Genomic DNA, 15,326 nt, shown 5'->3' on the forward strand with positions numbered 1-15,326 from the left:
CGAACCGGCTCAGAGCTCGAAGTGACCGCGGCGGAGAGCGATCCTGCTCCCCGCCGCTTCTCGCTCGTCGCTACAGCGGCTGCACCTCGCTCGTCGCTACAGGCGCAGGTGCACCTCGCTCGTCGCTACAGCCGGTGCTTCTCGCTCGGCGCTACAGCAGGTGCCCGCTCTTGTCGCGCTTGGTCGCCAGGTAGCCCGCGTTTTGCTCGCGCGACGGGGCGATGATCGCCTCGCGGTGGTCGACCCGCACCCCGCCCGCGCGCAGCCCCTCGATCTTCCGCAGGTTGTTGGTGTGCAGCACGATCGACGCCACCCCGAGCGCGTGCAGCATCGCCGCCGCCACCGAGTAGTCGCGCAGGTCGTCGTCGAAGCCGAGGTGCAGGTTGGCCTCCACCGTGTCGAGCCCGATCTGCTGCAGCTGGTACGCCCGCACCTTCTGGGCGATGCCGATGCCCCGCCCCTCCTGCCGCAGGTAGAGGATGATGCCCGTGTCCGCCGCGGCGATGCGGCTGAGCGCCAGCTCGAGCTGGTCGCGACAGTCGCAGCGAAACGAGCCGAACACGTCCCCCGTCAGGCACTCCGAGTGCACCCGCGTCGGCACCTCCAGCGCCCCGCGCAGCTCCCCCCGCACGACCGCCACGTCGTCGAGCGTGCGCCCGGCCTCGTCGACGAACGCGACGATCTCGAACTCCCCGTGACGCGAGGGCAAGCGGGCCCGGGCGAACACCTTGACGCTGCGCATGACCGCGCTCAGGGGATGCGGGACGGGCATGGCGTGAGGCCGGTCTAGCAGATCCTGGCCCGCTTCACCCGCCGCGCGACGCGTCGACGATGCTCTGATAGAGTCGCGACGACGAGCGGATCCCCTCCTCCATCCCGTCCACGACCAGGTTCAGCAGCTGGTCCTGGTCGAGGCGCAGCACGTCGTAGTAGGTCTGGCGGTCGATCGCGTGGATGATCGACGGCCAGTAGCCCTCACCGATCAGGATCGCGTTCATCGCCATTCGCGCGACCCGTCCGCTGATGTCCGGCCACGGGAAGATGCGGATGAGCTCGCGGTGCACCTCGACCGCCAGCTCGATCGGGTGGGCCTTGCGGCACTCCTCGGTGCGAAACCAGTCGGTCAGCTTGCGCATGCGGTAGCTGATCTTGTCGGCCGGCGACAGATCGTGGAAGTACATGCGGTGGATCGGGTTGTCCTTGCGGTACTGGACCTGATCCTTCTTCCCCTGCGGCAGCAAGATCTGGTGGATCTTCTTGAGCCACTCGAGCGACAGCTGCAGCCGACTGCCCCGCGAATCCAGGAGGAACTGGATCGCGTCGCGCACCGCCATGATGTGAAAGTAGGCCGGGATCAGGCTCGGCGTGGAGATGATCTCGTCGTCGATCGCGGCCTTGATCTCGGCCACCGACAGCACCGTGCCCTCGAGCGCGAAGTCGTGGTAGATCCACGACATAATGAAGCGCTCGTCGAAGCTGCGCCGCTGCGCCGCCGAGAGCATCCCCAGCTTCTCCCAGAGCAGCTCCGAGGACTCGTAGATCTGGCGATAGTTCCTGGTCCTCGCTGGCGTCACACTCACTCCTCCGCACGCGGCTCCCTAGCACCTGGCAGCTCCTGGCTGCTCCTGACACGCTGGGCCCCGCAGGGCACGCGAAGCTACGTCCTGGCCCCCGCACAGGTCAATAAAAAGCGTCTAAACGCTTGAATTGCCCGACAAAATTCCCCACGCCTCGGGACGCGACAATTGCCCGAAAAGTTGACCTCCTCGCCAGGCTTCGCTAGGCCGCCCTCTGGTGTCTGGCGCCTACCACCTGCCCGTCCTCGTGCATGAAGTCTGCGCGGCACTCCTGCCGCCGCTTCGTCGCGCCGCGAGCGCCCGGCCCCTGGCCCCGGCCGGACCGATCCTCGTCGACTGCACCTGCGGCGGCGCCGGCCACAGCGAGGCCCTCCTCCGCGGCCTCGTCGAGCACACCCAGCCCGGCGACCCCCCCCCGCGCTTCCTCGCCCTCGACCGCGACCCCGACGCCCTCGCCCACGCCCACGCCCGCGTGCCCGCGCTCGAGCTGTTCCACCGCCCCTTCTCCCAGCTCGCCGCCGTACTCGACGAGGCCAGCGTCCCCGCGGCCACCGCGATCCTCGCCGACCTCGGCGTCAGCTCACACCAGCTCGACACCGGCGAGCGTGGCTTCTCCTTCCAGGCCGACGCCCCCCTCGACATGCGCATGGACCCGACCCGCGGCGTCCCGCTCTCGCTCGCCCTCGCCGACCTCGACCACCCGAGCCTCACCCGCATCCTCCGCGAGCTCGGCGAGGAGCCCGACGCCGCCCGCATCGCCCGGGGCATCCTCGCCGCCCGCCCGCAGACCACCCGCGCCCTCGCCGACGTCGTCCGCGCCAGCATGAGCGCCCCCCGCCTGCGCCAGCTCGGCCTGCGCATCAACCCCGCGACCCGCACCTTCCAGGCCCTGCGCATCTTCCTCAACCGCGAGCTCGAGGAGCTCGACCAGCTGCTCCACGTCGCCCCCGAGCGCCTCGCCGTCGGCGGCCGCCTCGGCATCATCACCTTTCACTCGCTCGAGGACCGCCGCGTCAAGCAGGCCTTCGCCCGCCTCGCCCGTGCCGCCGCCCCGCCGCCCGGCGTCCCGATCCCCGCCGCCGACCTCCCGCGCCCGCGCTTCATCGTCCCCGACGAGTTCCGCCACGGCCTCACCCCCTCCGAGGCCGAGCTCGCCGCCAACCCCCGCAGCCGCAGCAGCCGCCTGCGCGTCCTGGAGCGCGTCCTCCCATGACCGACCTGCGCCCTCCGCGACCTGGCCCAAAGACCATGAACCGAAGGACAGCCGGCGAGCCGAGCTTCGAGCACGGCATGCGCCGCGCCGCCGACCTGGCCTCCACGCCGGCCGCCAATCAGGCCGCCAATCAGGCCGCCAATCAGGCCGCCAATCAGGCCACCCCTGAGCTCGCCGACCCCGACCCGATCGCCCCGCGCCGCCCGACCGGCCTGCCCCTGCTCCTGCTCGTCGCCCTCGCCCTCATCACCGTCGCCGGCCTGGTCCAGGTCCGGGCCCGCGCCCGCGTCCTCGGCCTCGGCTCCGAGATCGCAACGATGACCGGCGAGCACAGCCAGCTCCTCGACGAGCGCCGCCGCCTCGAGGCCGAGCGCGCCTACCTGCGCCACCCCGACTCGATCCACGCCGTCGCCGCGGCCCGCCTTCACATGGTCCCCGCCGCCCCCGAGCGCACCCAGACCATCCAGCTCGCCGACACCCACCTCGCCGACACCCACCTCCCAGGCGGAGCCACCCGATGAGCCTGCTCGGCAAGCACGTCCTCCCGCGACCGATGGCCAGCGACCTGCGCGCGGTCCACCGCCGCGCCGGCGTCGTCGGCCTCGCCATCGTCGCCGCCCTCGCCGGCGTCGGCTTCAAGGCCGCCCGCGTCGCCCTCGATCAACACGAGGCCTACAGCGAGCAGGCCAACCGCCAGCAGCTGCGCAGCTACAAGCTCCCCGCCAGCCGCGGCGAGATCGTCGACCGCGACTTCATGACCCTCGCGATCAACGACCGCGTCCACCGCGTCGTCCTGAACCCCCGCTTCATCCGCGGCCAGGGCAAGGACGAGGCCGTCGTCGCCGCCCTGCTCGCCCTCTTCCCCGCCGAAGATCCCGCCTACCTGCGCGACGAGCTCGCCAAGGACAAGGCCTACCGCCAGCTGCGCATGACCCTCAGCGACGCCCAGGCCGCCGAGCTCGCCAAGCAGGGCCTCCCCGGCGTCAGCCTCGAGCCCGCCAGCGAGCGCATCTACCCCCGCGGCCTGCTCGCCGCCCACGTGCTCGGCCGCCTCGGCAACCAGGGCGGCACCGCCGGCGTCGAGCTCGGCATGGACGAGGCCCTGCGCGGCCGCGACGCCCTCAGCCCCGCCTACTTCGCCGCCGGCAAGAAGCTGCTCGTCGACGGCGTCCCCGACGCGGCCGTCGCCCGCGGCGACACCGTGATGCTCACCATCGACTCCGCGATCCAGGCCATGGTCGAGGACGAGATCAACACCCTCGTCGCCCAGTGGCACCCCGCCGGCGCCAGCATCATCGTCCTCGATCCCAGCAACGGCGAGGTCCTCGCGCTCGCCAACCGCCCCACCTTCGATCCCAACCACCCCGTCGCGCACGCCGACCAGACCACCAACCTCGCCGTCCAGGCCGCCTACGAGCCCGGCTCCACCCTCAAGGCCATCACCGTCGCCGCCGCGCTCGAGCAGGGCGTCATCCGCGAGCACGAGGCCCTCTACTGCGAGAAGGGCCGCTGGCAGTACACCCCGCGCAACGTCATCCACGACGCCCACGCCGCCGAGTGGCTGACCGTCGCCGAGGTCCTCGCCGCCTCGTCCAACATCTGCACCACCAAGATCGCCGACCGCCTCGGCAAGCACACCCTCCACCGCTTCGTCGAGAAGTTCCACTTCGGCGAGCGCCCCGCGATCGAGCTCCCCGGCGCCACCCCGGGCCTGCTCGCCCCACCCGAGAAGTGGTCCGACATTCAAGCCGCCAACATCGCCTTCGGTCAGGGCATGAGCGCCTCCCCGCTGCAGGTCACCGCCGCCTTCGCCGCGCTCGCCAACGAGGGCCTCTACCACCCGCCCACGATCGTCCGCCACGTCCTCGACGCCAGCGGCGAACCACTCACCCGCACCCGCCCGCCCGGCGAGCGCGTCGTCCGGGCCTCGACCGCCCGCACCGTCCTGCGCATGCTCGAGAACGTCGTCCACAGCGACCTCGGCACCGGCAAGAAGGCCACCGTCGACGGCTACCGCGTCGCCGGCAAGACCTCCACCGCCCAGAAGTCCGGCAAGAAGGGCTACGACGACAGCCAGTGGTACTCGAGCTTCCTCGGCGCCGTCCCGGCCCGCGCCCCCCGCGTCGTCATCATGGTCTCCGTCGACAGCCCCGAGGGCGCCCACTACGGCAACGACGTCGCCGCCCCCAGCTTCTCCCGCCTCGCCGGCCCGATCATGGTCCACCTCGGCGTCACCCGCGACGACGGCCGCGCCCCGCCGCCGCCCAAGCCGGTCACCCTCGCCACCACCGACCCGAGGCTCGAGTTCGGCTTCATCCCCGACCTCGACGTCGAGCCCGACCTCCCCGGCCACCGCCACCGCCCCGCCGTCACCGTCACCACCGGCCTGCCCGACTTCACCGGCCTCACCCTCGCCCAGGCCCTCGACCTCGCCCACGAGGCCAAGCTCGAGCTGCAAGCCGTCGGCACCGGCATCGCCGTCCTCCAGGACCGCCAGCCGGGCCCCGCCGAGAGCGGCTCGCTGGTCCAGGTCTACTTCGAGCCCCCCACCTGAGCAGGCATCGGCATGCAGCGCACCGCCCTCGCCTGCCTCGCCTGCCTCCTCGCTACGAGCACGGCCCAGGCGGCCCCTCCTGCGACAAGCATGCGCAGCGAAGCAACCGCGACGACGCCAGCGGCGACCACCGGCTCGACCACCGACGCGCCCGCACCCGCGCCGACCGGCGCGACCACCGACGCGCCCGCACCCGCGCCGACCCGGGCCGCGGAGCCGCCCCCGCAGCGGCGCACCGGCCTGCCACCGAGCTTTGCACCGCCCGGGCCGCCCCGACGCGGCAGGATGCTGATGATCGTCGGCTGGTCCGTGTTCGGCGGCACCTATGCCCTCACCGCGACCCTCGGCATCATCATCCACAACAGCACCCGCATCTGTGACCCCAGCGGCGAGTCCTGCCGGCGTCCGGGCCTGCACCTGCTGATCCCCGTCGTCGGTCCGCTGTTCCTCATCCGCGACTACGCGGAGACCGAGTCCGGCCCGCTCGTGACCGCCTCCATCATGCTGTTCCAGAGCGCGAGTCTGGCGACAGCCATCGCCGGCACCGTCCTCTACGTCCGCGACAGCAAGCGCCGACGCCTCGCCGCGCCGCAGGTCGGCCTCCACCTCGGCCGCGGCCTCCACCTGCACGCCGCGCCGCGCCTGGACGGCGGCATGCTTCAGCTCGCCTACCGCTTCTGACCGCCAGGACACGCCCCGAGATCCAGCCTGTCCCCAAGGCCAGGTTCACCTGTCCCGAGAGCCAGCCTGTCCCCAGAGCCAGCCTGTCCCCAGAGCCAGCCGACCTCAGGTCGTACCCGGCGTCTTGATCAGCCGCCCGATCCGCAGGTTCGGGATCATCGGCGCGCTGATCATCGGCCCCGTCGTCCGCACCGTGTCCACCGTCAGCCGCGGGATCGCGGCCTCCGACTCGTCCGGCAGCGCCGACAGCAAGGGCGGCGGCGCCGAGAACCCGGCCGCCGGCAGCGGCGGCGGCGGCGGCAAGGGCAGCACCCCCATGCCGTCGTCGTCGTCGTCCTCGTCGGCGTCGATGTCGACGTCCAGCTCGCCCGCGTCCTCCCGCGCGTACGCGTCGTCCGGCAGCTCGTACACCCCCGACTGCGCCGCCACGTCGAGCTCCTGCCGCAGCGCCCCGAGGTCGAGCTGATCGAGCCACTGGCGGTCGACGAGATAGCGCCCGTCGACCGGCACCAGCGTCAGCGACCCGCGGGTGATGCTCAGCAGCAGCTTGCCGCCCGCGTGGTGCCGCAGCTTGCGCCCGAGCTCGGCCGCCGCGTCGTCGTCGAGCGCCTTGGTCAACGCCGTCAACACCAGCCCGAGCACCTCGCGCGCCCGGTCGTACTCGTCCTTGATCTGCCCCGACGCCGCCATCGGGCTGGCCGCCTGCACCGCGCTCTGCAGCTCCGCCGGGCGGCGAAACCGGGCCGTCTCCTGCCGCCCCGCCTTGCCCCGCTCCGCGCTGCGCAGCCGCTCGGCCAGCGTCCGCGCCACCGACAACTTCTTGCCGAGGTCACGACACACGCGGGCCCAGTGGTCGCGCTCGTCGCGGGTCTGCGCGAGCTCCCGCTCGACCGCCGCGAGCCGACCCTCCATCACCTGGATCTGCATCACCTTGGCGTCGTATCGCTGCCAGATGTCTCCGGGGTCGGCCATGTCCGCGCTGCTGTCAGTCGTACCGAAAAAGGGCCCCGAGAATAAGCCCCTTTCCTCGCCCTCACGCCCGCTGATCCGACCTCGCCGGCCACAAATGCCGCGCCACCACCCCGGCGATCCCGCCCGGCCACCCGCCCATCCACCCGTCCGGCCACCCGCGCAGCCACCCGGGCCGAGCGGGTGGATCCGCGCCCGCGCCCCGCAAGGCGCCCGCACGTCGACATCTCAGCGACCTGTGCCACGGTGGGCCGCGCATGCGCTCGCTCCCCTTACTCGCCTCTCTGCTGCTCGCCTGTCAGCTGCTACCCGCGCCCACGCCGATGGCCCACACCCTCGCGCGGACACCAGGCCCAACGCCAGCCCGCTGCCTGATGGTCCTCCTCCCGGGCGCTGGCGATCACATCCGCAGCTTCAGCGACGAGCGCTTCATCCAGGCGATCCGCGACAGCGGCGCCTCGATCGACATCGTCTCCGCCGAGGCGACCATGGGCTACTACTTCCGCGGCGTCGTCGCCGAGCGCCTCGAGCACGACGTGCTCGCCCCGAACCGCGGCGGTCACGAACAGGTGTGGATCCTCGGCATCTCGATGGGCGGCTTCGGCTCGCTCCACTACGCCCAGCAACACCCCGTCGACGGCGTCATCGCCCTCGCCCCCTGGCTCGGCGACCGCAAGCTCGCCGACGAGATCCAGCGCAGCGGCGGCCTCGCCCGCTGGACCCCCGACCCGCCCGCGCCGGTCACCAAGGACAACTACCAGCGCCAGCTGTGGAGCTGGCTGCACCGCAGCACCGCCCCCGGCGCCAGGGCCCCCGTGATCCTCCTCGGCTACGGCGACGACGACCGGCTCGCCGCCCAGGACAGCCTGCTCGCCGCGGCCCTCCCCCGTGACCACGTGTTCCACGCCCCCGGCGGCCACGACTGGTCGACCTGGCGCACGCTCCTGCACGCCGTCCTGCGCCACCCCGACTTCACTCGCAGCTGCGCCGCATCACCTGTCCCTTAGGACATAGTCTCTGCGGTGCTCGCAAGCGCGCTGACTCGCCCGCGCTCCAGGACCGGCCCCTTGCGTCGCCGGTCCTGGCCTGTTCTCCTGGGCGCATGGCTGGTCTCCCCTTCATCCGCGCCCGCGTCCACCTCCTCCCGCTCCTGGCCCTCGGGTGGATCCCCGCTTGCGGCGACAGCGGCGACACCGTGACGACCTCCGCCAGCGAGGCCAGCTCCGTCACCACCGGCGGTCCGGGCGGCACCAGCAACCCGACCAGCGCCGGCCCCGACGCGACCTCCCAGAGCAGCGTCCCGACCACCAGCGACGGCAGCGTCAGCGCCGGCGAGACCCTCGCCGACACCACCAGCGCCCCGCAGACCACCACCGGCGTCAGCACCGGCGAGCCCGCCAGCACCTCCGGCGTCAACCCCAGCGACGGCAGCACCACCAGCAGCACCAGCGGCGGCGACAGCACGGACGGCCCCAAGCTCGACATGGGCCCCAAGGTCTGCGACCCGGACGCGACCCCCGCGACCTTCGACTTCATCTGGATCGCCAACAGCAGCCAGGGCACCGTCTCAAAGATCGACACCAAGACCGGCGTCGAGCAGGCCCGCTACCGCACCGCCGCCGGGCCCTCCAACCCCTCGCGCACCTCGGTCAACCAGTACGGCGACGTGGCCGTCTCGAGCCGCGACCCCGGCAGCATCATCAAGATCAGCGCCCTCAAGCAGAAGTGCGTCGACACCAACAACAACGGCATGATCGACACCTCCAACGGCCCCAACGACGTCCGCCCCTGGGGCAGCGACGAGTGCGTCCTGTGGAGCCAGACCTTCCCCTCCCCCGGCTACAGCTTCGGCCCGCGCCCGACCGCCTGGGAGGGCGTCTCGCAGGACCCCGACACCTGTGAGACCCCGACCCCGCGCCTGTGGGGCGGCTGGATGGACGGCCAGAACACCGCCCACTTCGTCCGCCTCGACGGCGACACCGGCGTGCAGCTCGACGAGGTCCTCCGCCCCAACTGGTTCGGCAGCGGCTACGGCCCCTACGGCGGCGCCGTCAACAGCAAGGGCGACCTCTACGCCGTCGGCCTCGAGACCACCCTCATTCACATCGACGCCGAGACCCTCGTCCTCGAGGACATCCCGGTCCCGCCCGACCTCGCCAGCTACGGCTTCGCCATCGACAAGAACGGCGACATCTGGGTCGGCAGCTACGGCGTCAACAGCATGTATCACTACAAGGTCGGCGAGAAGAAGTGGTACCCGCTCGGCAACGGCGGCGGCTGGGTCCTCGGCCTCCAGACCGACAAGAAGGGCCGCGTCTGGGGCGCCGGCACCGGCCCCTGCCGCCTCGTCCACGCCGACGTCGCCACCGTCAAGTACGTCAACGCCAACATCCCCCTGCCCGGCTGCGGCCAGCCCTGGGGCGCCAGCATCGACAACGAGGGCTTCGTGTGGATCGTCGACAAGGCCAACAAGGCCTTCAAGGTCAACCCCGACACCTACGCCGTCGAGCTCGTCGTCAACGGCCTCATCGACCCCTACACCTACTCCGACATGACCGGCCAGGGCCTCCAACTGGTGCTCCCGCAGTAGGCGCAGGGCGGCCTCCTGACCACGCCCCGCGTCAGCGGCTCGCCGACGTCACGGTGCAGCCGCGACGCGCAGCAGCGCCAGGTCCTGCGTGCCCGTCGCGCTGACCGCTGGCAGACCCGGCCACGCCACCGTCCCCGTGATCGTCCCCGCGATCGCCAGCGCCTGCTCGTGCAGCGCCAGCGGCCCCGCGCGCTGCGTGCCCGCGTCGCCGAGGCTGCCGAGCTCGACCGGCGTGAGCGCCGGCGGCACGTAGCGCGCCAGCACCAGGTCCTCGTCACCGACCGCGATCAGCGTGCGCTCGCCGAGCGTCGCCTCGCCCGCGCTGGTCAGCGTCACCAGCACCTGCCCGTCGCCGCGCAGCCCGAGCCCGCCCGGCCGCTGCGACTCCGGCCCCGTGATCCCCGCGGCCCACGTCAGCGTCCCGTCCAGCTCGATGCGCCCGACCACCGCGTCCGCCTGATCGACCGGCGTCAGCGCGAGCGTCCCGATCGTCGCCGCCCCCGTGACCACCCCCGCGAACACCACCGCGTCGCCACAGGCCACGTGACTCGCGACATCGCTGCTCGCCCCACCGAAGCCGCGGATCCACTGCGGCTCGCCCTGCGCGTCGAGCCGCGCCACGAACATGTCCTTGTCGCCCGCCGACGGCGCCACATCGGCGCCGAACTTCAGCTCCCCCGTGAAGAACCCCGCCAGCGCGATCGACCCGTCGTCGCACACCGCCAGCGCCTGCGCCTCCTGATCGCCCGCATCACCCCACCAGCGCCCGAATTCCGGCGTACCGTCCGCGCCCAGACGCAGCACCACCAGCCCCGTGCTCGCCGTGCCGGTCACCGCGATGTCCCCCGCCATGAACGGCGCCAGCGCGGCCCCGGCGATCCAGATCGCGTCGTCCTTGCCGACCGCGACCGCGTGCCCGACCTGCCAGTCGACACCACCGAAGCGCCGCCCCCACACCGGCAGCCCCGCCGCGTCCCACTTGCCCACGAACACGTCGAGCTCCTCAGCCACCAGCGCCTCGCCCCCGATCGTGTAGCTGCCCTCGAGCCAGCCGGTCACGATCGCCGCGCCCGCGCTGTCGACCGCGAGCCCCGACGTCAAGGTCAGCGTCGCCGCGCCGTCGCTCGGGAACATCGCCTGCGTGTGCACGGTCGTCCCGTCGCTCGCGAACTTCGCCAGGTAGAGCCCGCTACCCTCGCCCGCGAGCGCCCCCTCGCCGAGGTCGATCGCGCCGAACACATCACCCGCGACCCACAGCTCGCCCGCCGCGTCGAAGCCGAGCCCACCCGGCCGCTGCTGCTCCGGCGCCCCGAAGCTGCGCAACCAACCCATCACCTCCGCCGGCCCACCACTGCTCGACTCCCCCGAACCTCCCGACTCCCCCGACGAGCCCGACCCCGACGTGCCCGACCCACTCGAAGCCCCACCCGTCGGCGCCCCGCTGTCCTCGCTCGCCGCGTCCTCCGTCGTGCCTGCCCCCGTCGACACAGCGCTCGCCTCATCCCCCGCATCACCGCAACCCGCAAGCGCAGCGACGGCGATCGATCTCAACCAAGGACTGCGATTCGCATTGAGGGCGATCGATCTCAACCAAGGACTGCGATTCGCGGCGACCATCGGCGGACCCTAACATGCCAGCGCGAGAGCGCCCATCCTCGCTGCGCCCGCGCCTGGGGGCACCACGACCCCGCCGCAGCTCGCCGCATCGCCAGCGATCGAGCCGCGACACGCGAGCCCTCGCGAGAAGCTGTCGCCCCGCGGACCCGGCGTGCCTCTCACATTTCCCGTTGATCCGTTACCCGCGGCCTCGCCGCTAAGGTGCCGCTCATGTACGCATTGCTGAAGAAGGCCTTCTTTTCGCGCTACCAAAAACCGTGGTCGTGGCCCGAGGGCGTCCCGCAGGACCAATGGGAGCGCGTCCTGTTCCGCAACCACAGCGGCAAGCAGATGGTCGGCCTCCTCGCCCGCGCCCACGGCGAGGCCCGCGGCACCGTCGTCATCCCCCACCCGATGGTCGCCGAGGCCAAGGCCTTCGCCATGCGCTCCGGCCACGCCGACTTCCTGCGCGACGCCGGTTACAACGTCTTCGTCTTCGACTTCAACGGCTTCGGCGAGAGCGAGTCCGGCAAGTTCGAGTTCCCGCAGGACATCGTCGCCGGCGGCAACGCGGCGGCCGAGCGCGCCCCCGGCCTGCCCGTCGCGCTGCTCGGCATCTCGATGGGCGCCGGCTACGGCGTGTGCGCCCTCGACACCCCGGGCCACCCCTTCCGCGCCGCCGTCCTCGAGAGCGCCTTCACCTCGCTCGAGGAGTTCTGGCGCCGCTACAAGTTCCCCTACCTCGTGCTGCGCGGCCTCGGCGTCGTGCTGCCCCGCCTGGCCCGCGAGCTGCGCCCGATCGACCGCGTCGGCAGCATCGCCGGGGTCACCGGCCTGCTCTTCATCCACGGCGACAAGGACAGCACCACCCCGCCGGCGATGGGCGAGCGCCTGCTCGCAGCCTGCACCCTCCCCGCCGACCAGCGCGCGCTGTGGGTCGCCCCCGGCGCCCGCCACCTGCGCACGCTGCAGCAGTCCGGCGACGAGTACCGCCAGCGCATCCTCGCCTTCCTCGATCACAGCCTCGCACCCGCCGCCTGAGGAGTCGTCATGGACGGGATGTTCATCGCCGACCCGATCGTCGCGCTCGTGCAGCAGCACGCCGACGACCCCCGCGAGCTACGGCGCCAGCTCGAGGCCCTGCTGGGCGCCGCCCTGCTGGTCCCGGAGCTCCCCACCGAGCGCATCCTCGCCGCCGTCAAGGAGGAGCTCGTCCACCTGTGCGAGGAGGCCCGCGGCCGCGTCGCTCGCCTCGCCCGCCGCGAGGCTCACCGCGGCTTCATCGTCCGCGCCCTCGCGGCCCTCGACCCCGGCACCTGCGTCTACCCGCGCGCCGAGGTCGAGGCCCTCCTGCTCGCCCTCGACGCCGCCCCCGAACGCAGCGATCTCGGTGAACTCCGGGCCGTGCTGATCGACGCCGGTGAACGCCACCGCGAGCTCGAGCGCCGCGTCGCCGCCATGCTGCGCCCGCCCGAGCCCGACGAGCTCGCCGGCCTCGACCCCCAGCGCGACAGCGCGATCATCCACCTCGCCGTCACCTATCACTTTCGCAGCGAGCGCGTGTTCTTCGGCGCCCTCGAGGAGATGCGCCCGCTGATCGCCCCCCAGGCCAACCTGTTCTTCTTCAGCACCGGCGAGTTCGGCCTTCGCACCTACAAGCGCTTCATCGACACCGTCCTGCTGTTCGACAACATCCACCAGTGGGGCCCCGAGAGCCGCCGCGGCCGCGCCGCGGTCGCCCGCATCAACCAGATCCACGGCCGCTACAGCCTCCCCAACGACGCCTTCAAGTGGGTCCTGCTGAACCTCGTCTTCGTCCCCGAGCTGTGGAACGCCCGCCTCGGCTGGCGCCCCTTCACCGAGCTCGAGCGCCTCGGCTGGTTCCACGAGCACATCCGCGTCGGCCGCCTCATGCGGATCCAGGGCCTCACCGACGACATCGACGAGATGCGCCGCTGGTGGCACGCCGCCAGCGCGGCCGCCAAGCCCTCCGAGATCACCCGCGCCTCCTTCGAGAAGCTCACCGCCCAGCTGATGGAGCCGCTCCCCGAGCCCCTGCGCCCGCACTGGCTCACCGCCCTCATGGTCGGCATGGACGACGACTTTCGCCGCGCCTGCGGCTACCCCGATCCGCCGCCCGCGAGCCTGCAGCTGGTCCGCGAGACCCTCGGCGCGATCGGCCGCCTCGGCGCCCTCCTCCCACGCGCGCCGTGGATCCGCTCGCTGCACAGCTCGCCCGTCTACCCCCACGGCGCCCGCGTCGACGAGCTCGGCGTCTACCGCCGCGGCTACACCATGCCGCGCCCCGCGTGGTCGCACGACCCCGCCGCCACCCCGCCGCCCGAGGCCCACGGCAAGAACCACGGCTACCCCGAGGGCCTCCCGCCGACCCAGCACCTGGACGAGATCCCCGAGCTCCCGCTGCCCGCGATCCCGTGGTCCGAGGTCGCCCGCCACAACAGCCCCGAGAGCGCGTGGATCGTCGTCCGCGGCGACGTCATCGATGTCTCCGCCTTCCTCGCCATGCACCCCGGCGGCCGCAAGCCGCTGCTGCAGTTCGCCGGCAAGGACGCCACCCGCGCCTTCGAGCGCGTCGGCCACTCCGAGGCCGCGCAGATCCTCATGAGCAACTTCCGGGTCGGCCGCGTCGCCGGCCCCGACCCGGCGGAGCCGACCCATGACTGACACCTGGCAAGAAGTCCACCACGGCGTGCTCGAGCAGGTCCGCGGCTACGAGCGTGCCCGCGCCCGCAACGCCTCGCTCCACAACACGGACCCCGTCCCGCCGCGCGAGCCCGAGACCAGCGAGCGCCTCGGTCTCGCCGACGTCGACTTCACCGGCCAGGTCCCCGCCGCCCGCATCCTCGAGCGCATCGAGCACGCCCGCGCCCTCCAGCTCGCCTCTGCCTACGGCCTCGACCTCGCCGCCGAGCTGCGCCGCGGCGGCTGCACCTGGCAGCCCCACAGCCACGAGCTGCTCCTCCTCCGCCCGCTGCGCCCGCTCGAGGAGCTGCGCCTGCGCACCCGCCTCCTGCTCGCCGGCCCCGACTCGGTGTGGGTCGAGGGCCTGGTCCTCGAGGCAGGTCCGAAGGGACATGTCCTGAAGGCCATCAGCTGGACCCGCAGCCGCTGGCTGCAGCTCGCCAGCGGCCGCCCCACCGCGCATCCGGAGCGGATCGCCGCGCTCCTGCAGCAGATCGCCGTCGGCGCGCCCGCCCAGGCCCGCCTCGAGGACCGCGCCGAGGCCCTCCGCTTCGAGCTGGGGAGGCGCGCATGAGCCTGCTGGACCCGCTCCCCCGCGTCCGCGAGCCCGCCCCCGCAGCAGACCTCACCCGCGTCCGCGAGCGCGAGCCGACCCTCGCCCACACGATCGTCGCCCTCCGCGACCGCCACGACCGCGGCCCGATCTTCCTCGGCGAGGCCGACGCGGTCCGCCAGATCAGCTTCGCCGCGCTCGTCGACGCCATCGAGGACCACGCCCGCGCCCTCGCGGCAGCCAGCGCTCGCCAGGGCGAGCGCGTCGGCGTGATCGTCCCCGACCCCGAGAGCTTCCTCGTCGCCTTCCTCGGCCTCGCCCGCCTCGGCGCCGTCCCGGTCCCGCTCGCCGACGCCTCCACGATCCGCGACCCCGCCCGCTGGCTCGCCCACTGCGCGCAGATCCTCCGCGCCGCCGGGGCCACGCGCGTGGTCCTCGGCCGCGAGCGCAGCGAGGCCGCCGCCCCGCTCGCCGCGCTCTGCCCCGGCCTCGTCGTGCATGTCCTGGAGGACATGTCCCAAAAGACCGGCCCCGCGCTGCCCGACCCCGACAGCTTCGCCAGCGACGATCCCGCCTTCCTGCAGTTCACCTCCGGCAGCACCGGCCGCCCACGCGGCGTCCGCGTCAGCCACCGGGCGATCGCCGCCAACACCCACGCGATCATGGTCGACGGCCTGCGCAGCGGCCCCGACGACGTCGGCGTGTGCTGGTTGCCGCTACACCACGACATGGGCCTCATCGGCTTCGTCCTCGCGCCCCTGCGCTACCGCGTGCCCGTCGTGTTCATGACCCCCGGCGCCTTCATCAAGCAGCCGCGCCGCTGGTTGGAGGCCGTGCACCGCTTCCGCGGCAGCATCACCTTCGCCCCCAACTTCGCGTACGTGCTCGCG

13 protein-coding genes and 1 pseudogene are annotated in these 15,326 nt (G+C 72.7%); 10 read left to right on the forward strand and 4 right to left on the reverse strand.

What is annotated here, in order from left to right; all coding sequences use genetic code 11:
- Positions 1-151: 151 nt before the first annotated feature.
- Both ribA and IPJ59_RS26945 read right to left on the reverse strand, forming a co-directional pair.
- Entirely contained in the window at positions 152-742 is a 591-nt protein-coding gene (gene ribA, locus IPJ59_RS26940; RefSeq protein ID WP_293251552.1) for a GTP cyclohydrolase II, read from the reverse strand.
- A gap of 64 nt (positions 743-806) precedes the next feature.
- Positions 807-1,574: a Fic family protein gene (locus IPJ59_RS26945; protein ID WP_293251550.1), complete on the reverse strand. Its 768-nt coding sequence runs from the start codon at positions 1,572-1,574 to the stop codon at positions 807-809.
- A 220-nt stretch (positions 1,575-1,794) separates the two neighbouring features.
- Here IPJ59_RS26945 and rsmH point away from each other — a divergent pair, with 220 nt between their 5' ends.
- Genes rsmH through IPJ59_RS26965 form a run of 4 tightly spaced genes read left to right on the forward strand, consistent with a single transcriptional unit; the run spans position 1,795 to position 6,025 of the window.
- Positions 1,795-2,790 (forward strand): 16S rRNA (cytosine(1402)-N(4))-methyltransferase RsmH, encoded by a 996-nt coding sequence (gene rsmH / locus IPJ59_RS26950; protein ID WP_293273917.1) that lies wholly within the window; start codon positions 1,795-1,797, stop codon positions 2,788-2,790.
- Between the two features lie 35 nt (positions 2,791-2,825).
- Entirely contained in the window at positions 2,826-3,311 is a 486-nt protein-coding gene (locus IPJ59_RS26955; RefSeq protein WP_293273918.1) for a cell division protein FtsL, read from the forward strand.
- Positions 3,308-5,344: a penicillin-binding transpeptidase domain-containing protein gene (locus tag IPJ59_RS26960; RefSeq protein ID WP_293273919.1), complete on the forward strand. Its 2,037-nt coding sequence runs from the start codon at positions 3,308-3,310 to the stop codon at positions 5,342-5,344. Before IPJ59_RS26955 ends, IPJ59_RS26960 begins: the two co-directional genes overlap by 4 nt.
- 12 nt (positions 5,345-5,356) lie before the next feature.
- On the forward strand, positions 5,357-6,025 hold the full coding sequence (locus IPJ59_RS26965; protein WP_293273920.1) for a hypothetical protein: 669 nt from the start codon (positions 5,357-5,359) through the stop codon (positions 6,023-6,025).
- A 105-nt stretch (positions 6,026-6,130) separates the two neighbouring features.
- On the opposite strand, the gene IPJ59_RS26970 is transcribed toward IPJ59_RS26965, so the two are convergent.
- Positions 6,131-6,997 (reverse strand): hypothetical protein, encoded by an 867-nt coding sequence (locus tag IPJ59_RS26970; protein ID WP_293273921.1) that lies wholly within the window; start codon positions 6,995-6,997, stop codon positions 6,131-6,133.
- A 254-nt stretch (positions 6,998-7,251) separates the two neighbouring features.
- On the opposite strand from IPJ59_RS26970, the gene IPJ59_RS26975 reads away from it, so the two are divergent.
- Together IPJ59_RS26975 and IPJ59_RS26980 are read left to right on the forward strand one after the other, a co-directional pair.
- Positions 7,252-8,001 carry an alpha/beta hydrolase-fold protein gene (locus IPJ59_RS26975; RefSeq protein WP_293251540.1) on the forward strand — a complete coding sequence of 250 codons (750 nt, stop codon included), beginning with the start codon at positions 7,252-7,254 and terminating at the stop codon, positions 7,999-8,001.
- Positions 8,002-8,096: 95 nt separating this feature from the next.
- Complete coding sequence (locus tag IPJ59_RS26980) at positions 8,097-9,584, forward strand: hypothetical protein (RefSeq protein ID WP_293273922.1); 1,488 nt, start codon at positions 8,097-8,099, stop codon at positions 9,582-9,584.
- A gap of 48 nt (positions 9,585-9,632) precedes the next feature.
- On the opposite strand, the gene IPJ59_RS26985 is transcribed toward IPJ59_RS26980, so the two are convergent.
- A complete protein-coding gene (locus tag IPJ59_RS26985; protein WP_293273923.1) occupies positions 9,633-10,916 on the reverse strand; it encodes a hypothetical protein in 1,284 nt (427 codons plus the stop codon).
- Between the two features lie 495 nt (positions 10,917-11,411).
- On the opposite strand from IPJ59_RS26985, the gene IPJ59_RS26990 reads away from it, so the two are divergent.
- The 4 genes and pseudogenes from IPJ59_RS26990 to IPJ59_RS38170 form a co-directional block, all read left to right on the forward strand.
- A complete protein-coding gene (locus tag IPJ59_RS26990; RefSeq protein ID WP_293273924.1) occupies positions 11,412-12,221 on the forward strand; it encodes an alpha/beta hydrolase in 810 nt (269 codons plus the stop codon).
- Positions 12,222-12,230: 9 nt separating this feature from the next.
- Positions 12,231-13,865: a cytochrome b5 domain-containing protein gene (locus IPJ59_RS26995; protein WP_293273925.1), complete on the forward strand. Its 1,635-nt coding sequence runs from the start codon at positions 12,231-12,233 to the stop codon at positions 13,863-13,865.
- The gene (locus IPJ59_RS27000) at positions 13,858-14,457 is read left to right on the forward strand and encodes a hypothetical protein (RefSeq protein ID WP_293251531.1); all 600 of its coding nucleotides are present in this window, start codon (positions 13,858-13,860) and stop codon (positions 14,455-14,457) included. The genes IPJ59_RS26995 and IPJ59_RS27000 overlap by 8 nt, the downstream gene beginning before the upstream one ends.
- Positions 14,454-15,326: pseudogene (locus tag IPJ59_RS38170) on the forward strand (AMP-binding protein); the annotation flags it as partial. The gene IPJ59_RS27000 and the pseudogene IPJ59_RS38170, both read left to right, overlap by 4 nt.

It is taken from the genome of Nannocystis sp. (genome assembly GCF_016714285.1).
Lineage (GTDB): Bacteria > Myxococcota_A > Polyangia > Nannocystales > Nannocystaceae > Nannocystis.

Coding starts and splice junctions, on each gene's coding strand:
- IPJ59_RS26980 (WP_293273922.1), top strand. CDS start 8,097: ATGGCTGGTCTCCCCTTCATCCGCGCCCGCGTCCACCTCCTCCCGCTC.
- IPJ59_RS26995 (WP_293273925.1), top strand. CDS start 12,231: ATGGACGGGATGTTCATCGCCGACCCGATCGTCGCGCTCGTGCAGCAG.
- IPJ59_RS26960 (WP_293273919.1), top strand. CDS start 3,308: ATGAGCCTGCTCGGCAAGCACGTCCTCCCGCGACCGATGGCCAGCGAC.
- IPJ59_RS26965 (WP_293273920.1), top strand. CDS start 5,357: ATGCAGCGCACCGCCCTCGCCTGCCTCGCCTGCCTCCTCGCTACGAGC.
- IPJ59_RS26975 (WP_293251540.1), top strand. CDS start 7,252: ATGCGCTCGCTCCCCTTACTCGCCTCTCTGCTGCTCGCCTGTCAGCTG.
- IPJ59_RS27000 (WP_293251531.1), top strand. CDS start 13,858: ATGACTGACACCTGGCAAGAAGTCCACCACGGCGTGCTCGAGCAGGTC.
- ribA (WP_293251552.1), bottom strand. CDS start 742: ATGCGCAGCGTCAAGGTGTTCGCCCGGGCCCGCTTGCCCTCGCGTCAC.
- IPJ59_RS26985 (WP_293273923.1), bottom strand. CDS start 10,916: ATGGGTTGGTTGCGCAGCTTCGGGGCGCCGGAGCAGCAGCGGCCGGGT.
- IPJ59_RS26955 (WP_293273918.1), top strand. CDS start 2,826: ATGAACCGAAGGACAGCCGGCGAGCCGAGCTTCGAGCACGGCATGCGC.
- IPJ59_RS26990 (WP_293273924.1), top strand. CDS start 11,412: ATGTACGCATTGCTGAAGAAGGCCTTCTTTTCGCGCTACCAAAAACCG.
- IPJ59_RS26970 (WP_293273921.1), bottom strand. CDS start 6,997: ATGGCCGACCCCGGAGACATCTGGCAGCGATACGACGCCAAGGTGATG.